Raw genomic sequence first — 17,435 nt, 5'->3', positions numbered from 1 at the left:
GCAATCCGGGCCCTTGGCATGGGTCTGCTGGCCTGCCTTGGCGCCTTTTCTCCCCTGCCCGGCCGGGCGGACGAGCGGGCCGGCGTCTTCGACTATTACGTGCTCAGCCTCTCGTGGTCGCCCAACTGGTGCCTGCGCGAAGGAGATGCGAAAGGCTCCGACCAGTGCGGTCCCCGGCACGATCACGGCTGGATCCTACACGGGCTGTGGCCGCAGTTCGAACGGGGCTGGCCGTCCCATTGCAGGACCACGGAGCGCGCGCCCGGCAAGGCGATGACCGCCGCAATGGCGGACATCATGGGGACCGCCGGGCTGGCCTGGCATGAATGGAAGAAGCACGGCACATGTTCGGGTCTGTCCGCCGCCGATTACTTCGCGCTGTCACGGCAGGCTTATGCCTCCGTGGAGCGGCCCGAGGTGCTGCGCCGACTGACGGGGCCGGTGCGACTGCCGGCTTCGGTCGTGGAAGAGGCGTTCCTGGAGGTCAATCCGGGCTGGGAGCCTGACATGCTGACCATCACCTGCACCGACGGCGCCATTGCCGAGGCACGGCTGTGCCTGACGAAGGACCTGGAACCCCGGGCCTGCGCGCCGGACGCGCAGCGCGACTGTACGCTGAAGGACGCGCTGCTGACGCCGGTCAGGTAGCGGACATCCCGGTTTCGCGCCGGAAGCGGGCGATCCATTCGGCATTGGTGGGATCGGTCAGCTTGGCCACGCCCGGGGTCACCGTTTCGGGCGCGGGCACGCCCAGCGCCGTGCAGATCCGTTGAAGCGACGAACCCGGGTCGTCGGCCAGATCCTCGTAGACTACGCGCAGCGGCTCGATCCCCTGGTCGGCGAACCACGGATCCCACGCGCCAGCCAGACGTTCCAGATGCGCCAGTTCCGCGGCGATACGGTCGTGGTCGTAAAGGTCGGGTTCCTGGGGCGCCAGACGCTCGATTTCGGTCCCGTCGGGAGCGACGTGCCAGAGGCCGGTCTGGCGCGCCCGGACATAGGACACCGCCTGCGCCAGCCGGTCCCGGCGCGACAGATGGACGTAGAGGAGGCGGCCGAAGGCCGCTTCCAGCCGGGCGCGGTCGGTCGGGGCATCGGGAAAAAGCGGGGCCAGGAAGCCCGACAGGCCTTCGACATCCGCCCGCATCAGGCGCAGCGCGAAGACGTCCGTCCCCGCCCGGCCGGTTTCGATGACTTTGTCGAGATAGCGGCGGTTCCACTCGGCCTCCGCCGCCTCGCCGCGGGCGGGAAAGGACCATTCGGTCAGCCAGTAGGGGCTGACCGTGTCCATGAAATAGCTGTCGGGGCTGCCGGCGACACCGGTCCGGACCAGAAGGTCGCACAGCATCGTGCTGCCGGTCCGCGGCGTACCGCACAGGATGTATCCGTCATAGTCCGGCATGATGCTCTCCAACCAACTGACCCGCTTGGCTCAGGCGTTCCCGGGCCCGGCCGGGCCCTCGGGCTTGTAGATCGCAACCGAGGTCGGGAAGGGAATGGTGATCCCGGAATTGTCGAAGGCTTCCTTTACCTGCTTGGTCAGCTGGAACTTCAGGTCCCAGTAGTCCGAAGCATCGCACCACAGCCGCGCCGTCAGGTCGACGCTGCTGTCGCCAAGGTTCGTCACCTTGATCCAAGGCGCCGGGTCGCTGTGCACGCGACTGTCGGCCCGGGCCAGGCTGTCGATCAGGCTGATGGCATTGTCGATATTGTCGCCATAGTCGATGCCGAAAACCAGGTCCAAGCGGCGGGTCTTGTGGAAGGAATAGTTGGTGATCACCGACCCCCAGATCTTGCCGTTGGGCACGATGATCTGGACGTTGTCGGGCGTCGCCATTTCCGTGAAGAACAGGTTGATCTCCTTCACCGTACCGGAAACGCCCCCGGCCTGGACATACTGGCCCACGACGAAGGGGCGGAAAAGGATCAGCATGAAGCCCGCGGCCATGTCGCCCAGCGTGCCCTGCAATGCCAGCCCGACCGCCAGCGAGGCGGCACCGATGGCGGCGACAAGGCTGGTGGTCTGGATGCCGAAGATGCCCAGCACGGCCATGAAGACCATCAGCAGAAGGAACCACTTGACCAGGCTCGACAGGAAAGTGCCGATGGTCGGGTCCACGCGTTTCATCCGCCGCATTCGGCTGGCGACCACGGCCGACACCCACTGGGCGATGATCCAGCCGAAGACTAGGACCGCCAGCGCCTTGCACGCCTCGATCACATAGGGCCACCAGACGCCAACATATTTCAGCACTTCCTGGATTTCTTCTTCCATCTCGTTCTCCTTGGACTTCCGCCCCGTCGTTTCGACCTGTCGCAGCTTCGGACCGGCCGCCTGTGCGAGGCTCTTGCCACTGTTGTAGAGCGACTGGCGCGCGGTGACCACTTTTCCGCAAAGTGAACTCGACGCAAAGGGTCTGCGCGATTGTTGACAGGATGGCCCGGCGTTAGGGTATCGCGCCATCTGCCAACGAAAGGACCTTTGCAATGACCCGACCGATCCGGGGCAGCTGCCAGTGCGGCGCCATCACGTTCGAGGCCACCGGCCCCTTCGACGGCTTCTTCCTGTGCCATTGCGCGCGCTGCCGGAAAGACACCGGGTCCGCCCATGCAGCGAACCTGTTCTCTGCCACGGGCAGGCTGACCTGGCTCTCCGGAGAAGCGGACGTGCGCATGTACCGCGTGCCGGAAACGCGTCATGTCAAAAGCTTTTGCCCGGCCTGCGGGTCCGCGGTGCCGACGGCTATTGAGGACGGCGCGGGCCTTCTGATCCCCGCGGGCGCGCTGGACGACATGCCGGACATCCGCCCCACGGCGCATCTGTGCTGGGCCGATCGGGCGGCATGGGACGCGGATCTGGAAACCGTGCCCCGGCTGGACGGCCTGCCGGGCTGATCCACGGCCCCGAAAAAGGCCGCCCCGAAGCGGCCGAAGCGCCGGGCCGGCGGGGCTGGTCCGGGCCGGATTGCGGACGCCGTCCCGGCGCCCAGCCCGGCCTGCAGCTGCACCTACGGCCGGCCGCAGCCCCGGCCCGTCGGGAAAGCTCTAGAATTCGTACTTGGCGAACAGGCCGAAGATCGGTGCCGGGTCATAGTCCGACCTGGCCACCTCGTTGCCATAGCCGTCCTCGTATAGGAATTCGCCGTCCGACGCGACGCCGGCAAAGCCGTTGATCGTCAGGGCCGGGCTGGGCGACCATTTGGTGGTCACAACGATGGGCACCGACCGGTCCACGCCGGTTCCGCCGCCATTGGCGTCGGAAATGCGAAACTCGAATTCCTCGTAGCGGGCTTCGATACCGACCTCCCAGGTGTCCGTGACGTCGTACTTGACCCGCAGGCCCGGCCCCCGTGTCGCGGCAAAGCCGGACCCGGTCGACAGGCTCCACCCGTCGGCAAATTCCCAGTCGACCAGCAGGAAGGGAAAGAACACGGTCTTGTCCAGAAGACTGGACTGGATGCCCAGGCCCGGGCCGATCAGCAAGGTCGGCGACAGGCGCCACATCATCCCGCCGATCGCCCCGTAGGTCATGCCGTCCGACAGGCCGGCGCCGCTTTCCGCGGCGAACGACACCTGGGGCACGAAGATCAGGGCGCTGCGTTCACCGACCCGGAAGCGCATCGGCATCGACAGGCTGAGTTCGTTCACGTCGATCCGGGTGCGGCCCCTGTAGCCGCTGCCGAACGAGTAGCGGGTCTGACCGCCCCCCACCACCAGCGCTATGGAGCTTGCAGGCCCGCGGCGCAGCTCTCCCTCTGCCTGCACGTAGCTGCGGGCATAGCTGAACGTGTCGCCGCTGCTCATGTCGACGGTCGCCGACCCCATGACAGCGCCGGCAAGGCCAAAGGAAAACCCCGGCCCGGGCATCTGCTGGGCCGAGGCCACGGTGCCCGTCAGCAGGGGAATTCCCAGCAGGCAAAGAGACTTGGACAATCGGTTCACGGCATGGCTCCGGTAACATGGACTGCGATAGATGCCCCGGGAACCGGGACGGCGGTCATGTCGAACGCAGCACCTCATCCAGGTCCGTCCAGGCCGGGCACAGGTTTGACCCGAGTGATGTAGCGCATCGGGCGCTGCACTCCAGCGGGGACTGGGCCATGACCTAACGGCAAATTGGACGCCCTCAAGGATCCGGGCCGGATCCCTGAATCGCCTGCGACGGCGGGTCAGGCCGCGGCAAGGGCCTGCGTCAGGTCGGGGGCCTTCGCACGAATCTCTGCCATGCCCCGCGACGTGAAGCCCTCGATCGTGGCCAGCCGCCCCGGATCGAGCCGCAAATAGATCTGCCCCTACCCCACCTTCTCCAGCTTTTCCGCCTCTTCCTTCTTCAGCGCCTTTCGGTCGGGCTTGCCGACCGGGGTGTGCGGAAGCTCGGTCCGGAATTCCAGGTAGCGGGGGATCTCGTGGCGGCCCAGCTTGTCTTCCAGGAAGGTCTGCAGGTCCTGCAGCGAGAACGGTTTCGCCCCCTTGTTCAGCACCACGAAGACCTTGGCGCTTTCGCCGCGATAGTCGTCCGGGACGCCGATGGCCATCGCCTCGGACACGGACGGGTGCAGGTGGACGGCCTGTTCGATCACCAGCGGATAGACGTTGAATCCACCCGACAGGATCATGTCCTTCTTGCGGTCGACCAGGAAGAAATACCCGTCGTCGTCCATGTAGCCAATGTCGCCTGTCAGGAACCAGCCGTCGCAGAAGGCGGCTTCGGTCTCCTCGGGCTTGTTCCAGTAGTGGGACATGACGTTCGGGCCCATGATCGCCATCTCGCCGGGTTCGTTCGGACCCAGCACCTTGTGCGGGTCCTCGACATCGACGATCTTCATGTCCAGTCCCGGCAGCGGCACGCCAATGGTGCCCAGTTTGTCGTCCGGCATGGTCTTGGGCACGTTGGTCCCGGCGGGTGAGGTTTCGGTCATCCCCCAGCCGCCCCGCAGCTTCAGCCCGGTCAGCTGGCGCACGCGGTTATAGACCTCGACCGGCAGGGGCGCGCCGCCGGAACCGATATAGTCCAGGGACGACAGGTCCCGCTTTTCGATATCCGGCAGTTGCAGGAAGGCAATCCAGGTCGTGGGAACGCCACCGACCGCGTTAACCTTCTTCTCCTCGATCTCGTCCACCGCCGTCGCGGCGTCATAGCGCAACCGCAGGTACATCGTGCGGCCTTCATGGGTGGCCTTCAACAGACCCGCCGTCAGCCCCATGATGTGGAACAAGGGCGAATAAAGCAGCGCCGACTTGCCCGGCGCGGAACCGGGATCGTCCTTTGAATTCTCGGCATAGATGAGCACGGCCGAGGCCAGGTTGCGATGGGTCAGGACCGCGGCCTTGGGCACGCCGGTCGTACCGCCGGTGAACTGCAGAAGCGCCATGTCGTCGGGCGTGACCGGCACCGGATCGAAGGCCGCGCCTTCATGGGGCGACAGGAAGGCGTCGACCGGGATCGCGCCGTCCAGCACCGGGCAGTCACGCCCCTGCGCCGTGACCGGGTCCGGGCACTGGATCAGCGGCGGCGTCTCGCCCGAGGCCAGCAGCGGTGCGAAGTGTTTCGCGAATTCCGGCGTGGTCAGGCTGACCACCAGCTTGGCACCGCTTTCGTGCAACTTGTGGGCGATCTCGCGATCCGCATCCAGGGTGCTCAGATGCGTGACGGCGGCGCCGGCCATCATGGTGCCGAAGAAGAAGATCGGATGCCAGGGACAGTTCGGCAGGTGCAGCGCGACCCGGTCGCCCTTTTCCACGCCATTGGCCTTCAGCGCCGCCGCGACCTGGGCCGCCAGACGCTTCATATCGGCATTGGTGAATCGCTTGCCGTAGTATTCGATCAGCAGCTGGTCGGCATAGGTGTCGAAGGCTGTGGCCATCAGCGCTGTCAGGGTCGTGTCCTGAGGCACGAAATCCGCACGCACGCCGTCGATGTAATGCTTGTGCCAGGGCCTGGAGCCCCGCTCGATCCTCAATTCCATAAATTCCTCCCGCAGTGCGGAATTTCATTCCGCATATTGAGGCCAAGGCTAATACCTTCCGGCCGCCCCTGCAACAGGTGCGACACCGGGATCGCTCGCCTTTTGCGAGATTCTTGTGACGCCATGGTAGACATACTGAACCCGCCGTCAAACCGAAGAGGGGAAGCGGCCGGTGCCGGATCGGCGATGGCAGGCAGCCCCCCCCGGGCTGGACCGGGATATGGCTCATGTGCTCCGTCGTCGACAAGGCCGGGGGGGATCCCTGCCGACGTAGCGGCGACTGACGGGACCGGCGGTGGCGTCACGGTGGCGTCACGGTGTCGGGGCGGGGCGCAGGGGCATGCGCGGCCCATGAGTGCCGAGGGCACAGGGAGGGATACGGTGTCGGGAAGGGCCAAAGCACCCTGCCGGTCACGCGTGGCATGCGGCGGCGTGGGGACGCTGTCCCCACACCCCTGAGAGTATTTGAAGACCAAAGAAGTGAGGGCCGGGCGCCCGGTCTTTTGCGCTTGAGCACTCGTCGGGGGGACCAGCCGCGCGGCGGGCAAATCGGGGACGCTTTCCCCCTGCCCCCGAGGTTGCCCGGAGACCCAGGACGCGGGAGGCAGGGCGTTTTTGTTTCGCGCCCCTGGCGGGTGGGCGCGCGGCCGGCGCGGGACATGGCCGGGCATGGCGGGACGCGCCGGCCGCTGTCACTGCGCGGCGTTCAGCGCCTCCCAGACGCGGCCGGGCGTGGCGGGCATCGTGAAATGGGAAACGCCCAGTTGCGCCATGGCATCGGCAACCGCGCTCATGCCCGCGGCGAGCGCGCCGACAGTGCCGGCTTCGCCCACGCCTTTCACGCCCAGCGGGTTCACCCGGGTGGGCACCGGTTCGAAACCGCAGTCGAGCGGCGGCATGTCCGCGGCGCGGGGCATCGCGTAGTCCATAAAACTGCCCGAGAGCAACTGGCCATCGGCCGGATCATAGACCAGTTCCTCGCACAGGACCTGGCCCAGGCCCTGCACCACGCCGCCGTGGACCTGGCCTTCGGCCAGCTGCGGGTTGATCACGGTGCCGATGTCCTCGACCCCCGTATAGGACAGGATCTGCGTGAGCCCGGTCTGGGGATCGATTTCCGCCTCGCAGATATGGCAGCCGTTGGGAAAGGTCGGGGCATCGGGCGCAAAGACGCCTTCGCCCACCAGCCGGATCTCGCGCTCGGCCGCACCGGCCGCGACCTGCGCCATGGTCAGGACCCGGTCGGTGCCGGCAATGCGGAAGGCGCCGGCCTCGTATTCGATATCGGCCGCATCGGCCTCCAGCATGTCGCCGGCCACGTTTTTCGCGATCTCGACCACCTTGGCGATACCGTCCTGCAGCGCGCCCGCGCCCTGGGGCAGCGCGGCAGAGCCGCCCATGCCCTTGCCCACTGCCATCACGTCGGTATCACCCTGCCGGTATGTCACCTGACAGGGCGCGATCTGCAGCGCCTCGGCCGCCAGATCGGTCATCACCGTCTCGATCCCGGACCCGGCCGAGAATGTGCCCATAGCCAAGGTCACGGTCCCATCGGCGTGAAGCTCCACGTTCGAGAAGTCGCGCCCCGGATTGCCGTAAAGCCCGCCCGCCGTCTCGATACACATGGCAAGCCCCAGGCCGCGGACCTTGCCGGCCCGGGCCGATGCCGCCTTGCGGTCATCGTAATGCGCAAGATCCGCGCGGGCGATGGCCGCGTCCATGACGCGTTCGAAATCGCCGCAATCGTAGTCGAAGACGAAATTGCCCTTCCATGGCATCGCCGCGACCGGGATCAGGTTCTTGCGCCGAAGCTCGATCCGGTCGAAGCCGCATTGCCGGGCGGCGGTGTCGATCAGCGCCTCGACGGCCAGGGTCGCCTCGGGCCTTCCGGCCCCGCGATAGGGGGCGGGCGGCACGGTGTTGGTCAGGTAGCAGGCCATCTTCCCCGCGATCAGCGGCGTCCTGTAGACGCCCGCCGCCCCGCCGTAATTCGCCAGCATGATCGCCGAGCGGGTGGAGACATAGGCCCCCACGTTCAGATCGACCGAGAAGCGCATGGCGGTGAAGGTGCCGTCGGCCTCCATCCCCAGTTCGCAGGTGAAATCCATGTCCCGCGCAGCCTCGTCCGTCTGGAAACTGTCGGAACGGGTCGCCTTCCAGCGGACATGGGTGTTCAGTTCGCGCGCGGCCCAGAAGGTCACCAGTTCCTCGCGCATCGGTCCCGATTTCATGCCGAAGGCGCCGCCCACGTCGCCTGTGTGGCAGCGGATCGCGTCGGGTTCCATCCCGAAGGCACCGGCCAGCACCGGGCGCAGCGCCATCGGATTCTGGTGGGAACAGATCATCTCCATCCGCCCGCCGCCCAGGGGGCCAGCCAGCGCCGCCCGCGGCTCCATCGCGACGGCGGTCACGCGGGACACGGGCACCTTCGTCTTCACCTTGTGAGGCGAGCGGTCGATGGCGGCGCCCGCGGCATCCCAGTCGCCCTTCGCCCAGGTCATGCAGAGGTTGCCGGGCCGGTCCTCGTGAAGCAGAGGCGCGCCCTCGGCCCTGGCCGCTTCGATGGTGATGACAGCGGGCAGTTCGTCCAGTTCGACCATGACGGCCTCGGCCGCGTCCAGCGCCTGGGCCAGGGTTTCCGCCACGACCACGGCCAGGGGCTCGCCCAGGAAGCGGACGCGGGCTGACGGCATCAGTTCGCGCGGGGTGGCCAGCCATTCGGTGCCTTCGGGCCCCATGACCTTCATCGCCACCTGCACCGGCCCTACGCCGGCCGCCGCCAGGTCGGCGCCGGTCCAGATGCCGTGGACGCCGGGCATGTCCAGCGCATTGCCCTTGTCGATGGACACGATCCTGGCCGAGGCCATGTCCGAGCGCACGAAGGCGGCCACCAGCGGCGTGCCCCCTTCCTGCCGGTCGTCGGTATAGGTGCCATGGCCCGTCAGCAGCCGCAGATCTTCCTGCCGCCCCTTGCGCGGTTTCGTCATGCCAAGTTCTCCTGTCGATCCCTGCCTACGTCACGTTAGGCGCACTGTCCCGAAAGTAAATACTGCGACTTGCGCCATAAATTTCCGCGGTCTAACACGAACCGCATCCCGGACCGGTTGCCGACGGATCACGGCCTTGCCCCTGTGCCGGACTTCCGTCCGGTCCCGGCAGGCGGCCCCACATTGGCCCCCTGCCCGACGACGCGCCACGCGCCAGAGATACATCGAAGAAAGCCCGGCTGCCACATGAGAAGTTTCAGAATAGCCGGCGAAGAGATCCACCCCCTGATGCTGGTCACCGTCTTCGGGGCCGGCATCGCCGGGGGCTTCGCGGCGAAGTGGCTGGGCCTGCCGATCCCGATGCTTCTGGGCTCCGTCGTGGCGGTGGGTGCGATTTCCATCTTCGGGTTCCGACTGGAAGGCCATCCGCCCAAGGTGCCGTTCTGGCTGCGGATGTTCTTCATCCCGATCATCGGGCTGTCGATCGGATCGGCCTTCACGCCGAAGATCCTGGACGAGCTCAGGACCTGGTGGCCGTCGTTGCTGGCGATCTTCGTCTATATCCCGGTGGCGCATTACGTGGGCTATCGCGGCTTCCGGCTGGTGGGGCGGCTGTCGAAGGTCACGGCCTATTATTCGGCCGTGCCCGGCGGGCTGATCGAGTGCATCCAGATGGGAGAGGAGAACGGCGCAGACGTGCCGATGCTGACGGCGCTTCAGTTCCTGCGGCTGATCCTGACCATCGTGCTGGTGCCGCTGGCCTTTTCACTGGCACAAGGCGGCGCCGTGGGATCGGCCGCAGGCGCCGCGATGCCGCTGCCGGGGGCGCCCTTCACGCCGACTGAGGCCTTCTGGCAGCTGGTCGTGGGGGTTGCGGGCTTCTTCCTGGGCAGGAAGCTGAAGCTGCCGGCCTACCTGATTACCGGACCGATCCTGGCCTCGGGCGCGGCGCATCTGACGGGGCTGCTGGAGTCGGCCCCGCCGCGTTACCTGATTTCCGTCACCCAGCTGATCATCGGGGTGGCACTGGGGACGCGGTTCGTGGGGATGCGGCCGTCGATGTTCTTCACGGCCCTGACGCTGGCCTTCATGAACGTGATCTTCACCATGGTGCTGGCGATAGGTGCCGGGCTGCTGCTGCACCAGCTGGTGGACGAGCGCGTCGAGGCAGTGGTTCTTGCCTTCGCACCGGGCGGGCTGGCCGAGATGTCGCTGGTGGCGCTGTCGCTGCATATTTCGGTCATTTACGTGACTTCGCACCATGTCGTGCGGATCGTCTTGTCTGTGGCGGTGGCGAAGCTTTTCGCACGGACCATCCCGCCGGGGGACATGCGGCCGCCGGCGTAAGGGGGCTCTGCCCCCGCCGCGCGCTTTGCGCGCGCCTCCCCCGAGATATTTGGAGATCAAAGAAGTCAGGGGCGGTGGGCGAGATTGGCCAGCGCGCGGGCGGCTTCGTCCGTTTCCCGCATGAGTTGGTAGAGGATGTCGCCCGCGGGCGCGATGCGGTCGGCATGGGCCACGGCCGAAGAGCAGGACATCATGCCCCGGTCCATGTCGCCGCCGGCATAGGCGTGTTCGCGGGCATAGGCGCCTTTCAGGACCTCGCCGAAGGCGGCGTGGGTGGCCGTGTCTCCCAGTTCCTTTTCCCGTGCGGCGACCCATTCGGAGGTGGCATTGCGCAGGACGCGCCAGGTGTCCTTGATGCTGCCCAGGACCACGATGGAATCGTCGATGCCGGCTTGCACCATGCGGGTTCGGTAGTTGTCGTGGACCCGAATCTCGGTCGCGGTCAGCAGGCGCGAGACGACGACGGCGGCATCCGCGCCTTGCGCCAGCGCGCCCAGGATCTGGCGGCCGGTACCGATTCCACCGCCGATGGCCACCGGGACATCGGTGTGCTTCAGCAGTTCCGCCAGAATGACGTGGGACGGGTGCGGATTGGTGCCGGGGTGCCCCCCGGCTTCGGCTCCCACGACGATCAGCGCGTCAGCGCCGCCTTCGGCCGCCTTGATCGCGTGGCGAAGCTGCGTCGCCTTGTGGATCACCACGCCACCCATGTCGTGGATACGGCGAAGCACGTCGCCGGGAAAGCTGCCAGAGGTTTCGAACCGCGTGATCCCGAGTTCGGCGGCAAGATCCAGGGCCGCATCGACGATGTCGTTCGGGCGGAAGCGCGAGATCGAGAGGTTCAGGCCCCACGGGGCGCCTTCGGCGAGGTCGGTGCAACGGGTGAGGTTCGCGCGCAGTTCGCGGGCGTCGCGACAGGACTTGGCGGTCAGGAAGGCCATGGTGCCGGCCCGGGCGCAGGCGGCAACGAAGTCGGCCCTGGAATGGAACATCATGCCGCCGACCATCACCGGATGGCGCATGCCGAACAGCCTTGTCAGCCGCGTTTCGAAAAGCGGCTTGTAGGCGTCGTGCAAGGGGTCGGAGCGGGTTTCGGCCGTCACCGTCCTACCGCCCCCTGAAGACCGGCGGGCGCTTTTCCAGGAAGGCGGCGAAGCCTTCCCTGCGGTCCTCGCTGTCCATCAGCATGGCGGCGGCATAGCGTTCGTAATCCAGCCCGGCCTCGATCCCCACCTGCAGGCCGGCATGGACCGCCTGCTTGATGAAGGAAACGGACAGGGGCGGTTTCGCGGCGATGTCCCGGGCCAGCGTCAGGGCCGTGTCCATCAGGTCGGCCGGGGGCACGACATGGCTGACCAGGCCCAGCTGCAGCGCCTCGGCGGCAGAGAGCATGCGGCCGGTAAACATCAACTCCTTCGCGCGGGCCTCGCCGATCAGGCGCGGCAGGCGCTGGGTGCCGCCGGCGGCGGGCAGGACGCCCAGCTTCACCTCGGTCAGACCGATACGCGCGGTGTCGGCGGCGATGCGGATATCGGCGCAAAGGGCCAGTTCGCAGCCGCCGCCCAAGGCTACGCCGTTGATGGCGGCGATGACCGGGCGTTCGAACTCCTCGATGCCGGAGAAGAGGTCGTGGGTGTATTTCTGTTTCGCAAAATATTCCGCCGGGACGGGGCGATTGGCGGCGCGTTCCTTGATGTCGGCGCCGGCGCAGAAGGCCCGATCCCCCTGCCCTGTCAGGACCACGCAGCGGACGTTCCGGTCGTTCAGCATGACATTCATAAACAGGTCATGCAGGTCCGGCTTCATCGAACCGCCCAGCGTGTTCATCCGGTCGGGCCGGTTCAGCGTGACGACGGCCACGCCATCGTCGTGCAGGTCATAGAGGAGGGTGTCCCAGGTCATGTCTCTTTCCTCAACACATGCGCGATGGAGATCGAACCGAGGCCGATCATGTGGGCCATGCCCGTGGTGGCGCCCCTGTGCTGGCGCGGTCCCGCGGTGCCGCGCAGCTGGTGGACGATTTCATGCACCTGGCCGATGCCGGTCGGGCCCAGGGGGTGGCCCTGCGCCAGCAACCCGCCCGAAGGGTTCACCGCAACCTCGCCATTGATTTCGGCCGCGCCCGAACGGATCCAGAAATGTCCCTCTCCCGTCGGGCAAAGGCCGAAGGTTTCGACATAGAGCAGTTCCTCGATCGCGAAGGCATCGTGCAGTTCGACGATGTCGAGGTCCTGCGCCGTGATCCCCGCCTCTTCATAGGTTTTTTCCGCCACGGCGCGGGCGACGGCGACGCTGCCCATTTCGCGGCCCACCTGCGGGCGTTCGGATTGCAGGGTCGAGGACAGGACGCGGATCGGTTCCCCCGTCAGCCCCAGATCCTTAAGCGCGGCCGCGGAACAGACGATGGCGGCGGCTGCGCCTTCGCCGCGGGGAGTGCACATCGGCGACGTGAAATCGCCCATGACCGGCTTGGCGGCCAGGATATCCTGGACCGAGCGGGCCTTCTGGAACTGGGCAAAGGGGTTTTTCGACCCGTTCGTGTGGTTCTTGGCGGCGACCATGGCCAGGTCTTCTGGCTGCAGTCCCTTTTCCTTTTTCAGGTATTCCGCCAGCAGCGCATAGCGGACCAGCGGGATCGCCGCCGTGTCGGACAGGCGGCCCACCCCTTCCTTGTTGATGGCCCGGACCTGGTCGCCGTACTTGTCGACGCCCAGCGCCAGCGAGACCTCTCGCCGGCCCGCCGCGACTTCGAGGCAGGCCAGCTGGAAGGCGGAGGAGCCCGAGGCCGAGGCGTTTTCGCACTGCGTCACGGCCAGTCCGGTCGAGCCGATGTGGTTGAACATGATCCGGCCCGCGGCCATGCCGATGCCGGTACACCCGACGAAAGCGCTTTCGATCTGCGGGAATTCCAGCCCAGCGTCGGCCAGCGCGGCGCGAAGCGCCGTCAACCCCATGTGGATGTAGTTCGTGTCGGAGGCGAACTGATAGCGATGCATGCCGACGCCCACGACATAGACCGGGCGCAGATCCTTCAGGACGGTCATGCCGCGTCCTCCGCCGGTTCGAAACGGATGGCCATCAACTGGCGGTCGCCGCGGGCGACGGGGATGCCGACAGCGCGCAGCGCCATCCCGTCGGCATAGAGCATCTCGTCGCCCACCAGCATAACTTCTTCGACGATGCCGGGGGCGACTTCGGCCTCACCCACCACGCAGGGAGGCGTGATCAGCGGGCTGAGCCGGGTGTGAATGGTGGCAAAGGCCAAAAGCCGCGCCGCACCGTCCAGCGCATGAAGCGCAACCCGGTCCGGGGCCGCCCCGCAGCGCGGGCAGCCGAATTCGGTCTTTGGGAAATGAACCTGGCCGCAGGCGGCGCAGAGGCCCGCCTTCAGCACCAGGCGCGGCCCGTGCGTGCCATGTCCCGCACCCGGCGCACAAAGGTCGGGTTTCTCAAGCTTCATTGCATCCTCCCATTAACTTACCTTATAGTAAAATATTTATATTTTTAAAATCAATTGATAATATTGATCTTTACTGACATCGATGAGATATTTCTACCCAAGAGTAAATTAGAGTACCGAATATCCTGGGGAGGATGTCATGGATCTTGGTCTGACGGGACGCGTTGCCGTGGTGACGGGGGGTGGCGGTGCCATCGGGCGGGAAACGGCCCGGCTGATGGCGGCCGAAGGGGCCAGCGTGGCGCTTCTGGACCGGAATCCGGACGCGGCGGCAGAGGCCAAGGCAGCACTGGAGGAGGCGGTGCCCGGCGCCACCGTCCATGCAGCGGCCTGCGACATCACCGACAAGGACGCAGTGGCGGCAGGCTTTGCCGACGTTGCCGCGGCGCTGGGGGGTATCGACATCCTGGTGAACAACGCCGGCTTCAGCCGCGACATGTACATGCTGAAGATGCAGGACGAGGATTGGGACATTGTCCACAACACGGTGCTGAAGGGGACATTCCATTGCTGCCGCGCGGTCCTGCCCGGGATGATGGAACGGAACTGGGGCCGGATCGTCAACATCTCGTCGATGGCGGCGCAGGGAACCAAGGGGCAGACGAACTATTCCTCGGCCAAGGCCGGGCTTCTGGGCCTGACCAATGCACTGGCGCGCGAGGCGGGGGCATTCAACATCACCGTGAACGCGGTGGCCCCGGGCCTGATCGCCACGCCGCGGCTGAGGGCGCGCAAGGATTTCGACAAGCTGGAAGCGAAGTCGAAAGGCCTGACGCCCCTGCCCCGGCTGGGCGAGACGACGGACGTGGCCAAGGTGGTGCTGTTCTATGCCTCGACCATGGCGGATTTCATTTCCGCCCAGTGCATCGAGGTGACTGGCGGGCGTTAGGGCCGGTGCAGGCGATCGCGCCCTCGACTGCGCCGGACCGGAAGCGTACCGCATCCGGCCGGGCGGCCTCGGACGCGATGCGGCGCTGACGCACCGCGGGTCTGCAGGGGTTGGGGCCATGAGCATAGGTTTCCCGGCTGCAAAAGGACAGGGCCCGCCAATCCGGCGGGCCCTTCCCTGCTTCAGCGCTTCTCGATCCCCGCCGCCTCGATGATCCGGGTCCAGCGGTCGCGTTCGGCGGCGACATAAGCGTCCATTTCCGCCCCGTCCATGTCCATGAAGATACTTTGCACCTTGGCCATTGCGTCCTGCACCTTGTCGGTCTTCATCGCCGTATCGAAGGCGTCGGTCAGGATCGCCACCCGGTCCGGGGGCGTTCCCGCAGGCACGAAGATGCCGGACCACGACCCAGTCGTGGCTTCCGGAAAGCCCGATTCCGCCATCGTCATGGCGTCGGGGAACAGGTCCAGCCGGTCCTCTCCGGTCACGCCCAGCACCTTTATCGCGCCCGACTGCTGGTGACCCAGCGTTGACACGGCATAGTCGAAGGCCACGTCCAGCCGCCCGGCGATCAGGTCATTCAGCATGGGCGCGGATCCCTTGTAGGGAACCTGCAGCATCTCGATCCCGGTGGCGTTCATGAACAGTTCGGACGCCAGGTGCGTGCCGGTGCCGATGCCCGCCAGTCCCACCGTCACCTCGCCCGGATGGTCCCTGGCATAGGCCACAAGTTCCTGAACGTTGTTGTAGGGCGTGTCCTTCCAGGCGATCAGCGTGTTGGGGGACGACGCCATCATGTGGACGGATTCGAAGTCCGCCAGCGGGTCATAGCGCAGCGTCTTGTAAAGCGACGGCGCCGCAGCCAGCGTGCCCAGCGTGCCGTAGATGATCGTATAGCCGTCGGGATCGGCGCGGGCGACATATTCCAGCCCCAGCGTGCCACCGGCGCCGGGCTTGTTTTCGACCACCACCGTCTCTCCCAGGGCCTTCGCGAATTCGTCGGCGATCAGGCGCGAGCGGGTGTCGGTGATGCCTCCTGCAGTATAGGGCACGATCCAGGTGATCGGCTTCGACGGAAAATCGTCGGCCAGCGCCGGGGTGGCCAGGGCAAGCCCGATGGCCAGACCCACCATCTTGGATTTCAGGGACATTTTCTTTTCCTCCCGTTCTGGCCCTTTGCGGGCCTGTTGATTGGCGCCTCCCTCCTCCGGGGCACCGGGTCCTAGGCCGCGTGTTGCAGCCGCTTGCGTTTCACCGAGGTCCAGACGGTCGAAGCCACGACAAGCGCCGCGACGGCCAGAAGGCCCCCGCTGATCGGCTGGGTGATGAAGACGGTCGGATCGCCCCGTGACAGCAGCAGCGAGCGGCGGAAGTGCTCCTCTGCCATCGGGCCAAGGACGAGGCCCAGCAGAAGGGGCGCCGCCGGCAGTTGCAGAAGCTTCATCCCATAGCCCATCAGGCCGAAAAGGATGACCAGCAGGATGTCGACCGGGTTGTTGCGGGCCGAAAAGGCGCCCAGGCAGATGAAGAACAGGATGCAGGGATACAGGATGTGATAGGGGATCATCAGCATCCTGACCCAGATCCCGATCATCGGCAGGTTCAGCACCAGCAGCATCAGGTTGCCGATCCAGAAGCTGGCGATCAGGCCCCAGAACAGGTCCGGGTTGGTCTGGATCACCAGCGGCCCGGGTTGCACCCCGTGAATCAGAAGCGCACCCAGAAGCAGCGCCATGGTGGCGGACCCGGGGATGCCCAGGCTCATTGTCGGGATGAAGGCCGCCTGCGCGGCCGAGTTGTTGGCGGTTTCCGCTGCGGCCAGCCCCTCGATCGCGCCATTCCCGAACCGTTCGGGGGTCCTGGACAGCTTCTTTTCGACCGAATAGGCGATGAAGGCGGCGATGGCCGCGCCTGCGCCGGGCAGGATGCCGATGACGGCGCCGATGACGGACCCGCGCCCCAGCGCACCGGTGCTGTCCTTCCATTCCTGTTTCGACGGCATCATCGCGCCCCAGCTGGTGTCGACGTCCTGCCGCGACCGGGCCCGGTGCATGTCGGTGAAGTTCACCAGGATCTCGGAAACGCCGAAAAGACCCATGGCCAGCACGACCAGAGAGATCCCGTCCAGCAACTCGCGCGAGCCGAAGGTAAAGCGGGCGACGCCGGACTGGATGTCGGTGCCCACCAGCCCGACGATCAGGCCCACGACCACCATGGCGATGCCCTTGACGGGCGAGCCCTGCGACAGGGTCGAGGCCGCGAGAAGCCCCAGGATGGTCATCGCGAAGTATTCCGGGCTGCCAAAGCTTTGCGCCACCGCCACCAGGGGCGCGGCAAAGCCCATCATCAGCACGATGGAAAAGCAGCCGCCGATGAAGCTGGCCAGCGTGGTCATGGCCAGCGCCTTGCCGGCGCGGCCCTGCTGCGCCATCGGGTAGCCGTCGAAGCAGGTAACGGCGGACGTGACCGATCCGGGCAGGTTCAGCAGGATCGCTGCGGTGGACCCGCCGTAGATCGAGCCATAGTAGATACCGGCCAGCATCACGATGGCATCCGTGGGCGTCTGGTTGAATGTCAGCGGCATCAGAAGAGAGATCCCGGCCAGCGCCCCCACCCCCGGCAGGACGCCGATGAAGGTGCCCAAGCTGACGCCGATGAAACAGGCCAGAAGGCTCGACCACGACACGGCGACTGAAAAGCCCAGGATCATGTTGTCGAAAAGGTCCATGGGATTACGGCCTCCGTGCCTGGCTGTTGAAGGGCAGTTCCCCGCCCCCGGAATGCGC

At 66.3% G+C, this 17,435-nt stretch carries 15 protein-coding genes; 4 read left to right on the top strand and 11 right to left on the bottom strand.

The genetic code is table 11. The features are described 5' to 3' along the window. Nucleotides 1-18 precede the first annotated feature (18 nt). The gene (locus FQK05_RS11175) at nt 19-648 is read left to right on the top strand and encodes a ribonuclease T2 family protein (protein ID WP_158966726.1); all 630 of its coding nucleotides are present in this window, start codon (nt 19-21) and stop codon (nt 646-648) included. Here FQK05_RS11175 and FQK05_RS11170 read toward each other — a convergent pair. Both FQK05_RS11170 and FQK05_RS11165 read right to left on the bottom strand, forming a co-directional pair. Next, nucleotides 641-1,402 carry a Stf0 family sulfotransferase gene (locus tag FQK05_RS11170; RefSeq protein WP_158966724.1) on the bottom strand — a complete coding sequence of 254 codons (762 nt, stop codon included), beginning with the start codon at nt 1,400-1,402 and terminating at the stop codon, nt 641-643. The genes FQK05_RS11175 and FQK05_RS11170 overlap by 8 nt on opposite strands. Before the next feature lie 30 nt (nt 1,403-1,432). Further along, the gene (locus tag FQK05_RS11165) at nt 1,433-2,263 is read right to left on the bottom strand and encodes a mechanosensitive ion channel family protein (protein WP_158967614.1); all 831 of its coding nucleotides are present in this window, start codon (nt 2,261-2,263) and stop codon (nt 1,433-1,435) included. 224 nt (nt 2,264-2,487) lie between these two features. On the opposite strand from FQK05_RS11165, the gene FQK05_RS11160 reads away from it, so the two are divergent. Beyond that, entirely contained in the window at nt 2,488-2,895 is a 408-nt protein-coding gene (locus FQK05_RS11160; protein ID WP_158966722.1) for a GFA family protein, read from the top strand. A 150-nt stretch (nt 2,896-3,045) separates the two neighbouring features. On the opposite strand, the gene FQK05_RS11155 is transcribed toward FQK05_RS11160, so the two are convergent. The 3 genes from FQK05_RS11155 to FQK05_RS11145 all read right to left on the bottom strand — a co-directional run bounded on the left by FQK05_RS11155 (nt 3,046) and on the right by FQK05_RS11145 (nt 8,953). After that, entirely contained in the window at nt 3,046-3,942 is an 897-nt protein-coding gene (locus FQK05_RS11155) for a hypothetical protein (protein WP_158966720.1), read from the bottom strand. A gap of 350 nt (nt 3,943-4,292) precedes the next feature. Next, a complete protein-coding gene (locus FQK05_RS11150; RefSeq protein WP_158966718.1) occupies nt 4,293-5,966 on the bottom strand; it encodes an AMP-binding protein in 1,674 nt (557 codons plus the stop codon). 692 nt (nt 5,967-6,658) lie between these two features. Beyond that, on the bottom strand, nt 6,659-8,953 hold the full coding sequence (locus FQK05_RS11145) for a xanthine dehydrogenase family protein molybdopterin-binding subunit (RefSeq protein ID WP_158966716.1): 2,295 nt from the start codon (nt 8,951-8,953) through the stop codon (nt 6,659-6,661). Between the two features lie 246 nt (nt 8,954-9,199). On the opposite strand from FQK05_RS11145, the gene FQK05_RS11140 reads away from it, so the two are divergent. Continuing rightward, nucleotides 9,200-10,300: an AbrB family transcriptional regulator gene (locus FQK05_RS11140; protein WP_158966714.1), complete on the top strand. Its 1,101-nt coding sequence runs from the start codon at nt 9,200-9,202 to the stop codon at nt 10,298-10,300. Between the two features lie 65 nt (nt 10,301-10,365). On the opposite strand, the gene FQK05_RS11135 is transcribed toward FQK05_RS11140, so the two are convergent. The 4 genes from FQK05_RS11135 to FQK05_RS11120 are packed head-to-tail and all read right to left on the bottom strand — an operon-like array spanning nt 10,366 to nt 13,760. Beyond that, complete coding sequence (locus tag FQK05_RS11135; RefSeq protein ID WP_158966712.1) at nt 10,366-11,403, bottom strand: NAD(P)H-dependent flavin oxidoreductase; 1,038 nt, start codon at nt 11,401-11,403, stop codon at nt 10,366-10,368. A gap of 4 nt (nt 11,404-11,407) precedes the next feature. Then, on the bottom strand, nt 11,408-12,202 hold the full coding sequence (locus tag FQK05_RS11130; protein WP_158966710.1) for an enoyl-CoA hydratase/isomerase family protein: 795 nt from the start codon (nt 12,200-12,202) through the stop codon (nt 11,408-11,410). Continuing rightward, entirely contained in the window at nt 12,199-13,344 is a 1,146-nt protein-coding gene (locus FQK05_RS11125; RefSeq protein ID WP_158966708.1) for a thiolase family protein, read from the bottom strand. The genes FQK05_RS11130 and FQK05_RS11125 overlap by 4 nt, the downstream gene beginning before the upstream one ends. Next, on the bottom strand, nt 13,341-13,760 hold the full coding sequence (locus FQK05_RS11120) for a Zn-ribbon domain-containing OB-fold protein (protein WP_158966706.1): 420 nt from the start codon (nt 13,758-13,760) through the stop codon (nt 13,341-13,343). Before FQK05_RS11120 ends, FQK05_RS11125 begins: the two co-directional genes overlap by 4 nt. Before the next feature lie 139 nt (nt 13,761-13,899). Here FQK05_RS11120 and FQK05_RS11115 point away from each other — a divergent pair, with 139 nt between their 5' ends. Continuing rightward, nucleotides 13,900-14,649, top strand: a complete 750-nt coding sequence (locus FQK05_RS11115) for an SDR family oxidoreductase (protein WP_158966704.1) — start codon at nt 13,900-13,902, stop codon at nt 14,647-14,649. A 182-nt stretch (nt 14,650-14,831) separates the two neighbouring features. On the opposite strand, the gene FQK05_RS11110 is transcribed toward FQK05_RS11115, so the two are convergent. Both FQK05_RS11110 and FQK05_RS11105 read right to left on the bottom strand, forming a co-directional pair. Next, nucleotides 14,832-15,800 carry a Bug family tripartite tricarboxylate transporter substrate binding protein gene (locus tag FQK05_RS11110; protein WP_158966702.1) on the bottom strand — a complete coding sequence of 323 codons (969 nt, stop codon included), beginning with the start codon at nt 15,798-15,800 and terminating at the stop codon, nt 14,832-14,834. Between the two features lie 71 nt (nt 15,801-15,871). After that, complete coding sequence (locus FQK05_RS11105) at nt 15,872-17,377, bottom strand: tripartite tricarboxylate transporter permease (RefSeq protein WP_158966700.1); 1,506 nt, start codon at nt 17,375-17,377, stop codon at nt 15,872-15,874. Nucleotides 17,378-17,435 lie beyond the last annotated feature (58 nt).

The sequence above is a fragment of the Chachezhania sediminis genome, assembly GCF_009765275.1.
Taxonomy (GTDB): domain Bacteria; phylum Pseudomonadota; class Alphaproteobacteria; order Rhodobacterales; family Rhodobacteraceae; genus Chachezhania; species Chachezhania sediminis.
The sequence above is the reverse complement of the archived record's forward strand: the minus strand, read 5'-3'. Positions and strand labels throughout refer to the sequence as shown.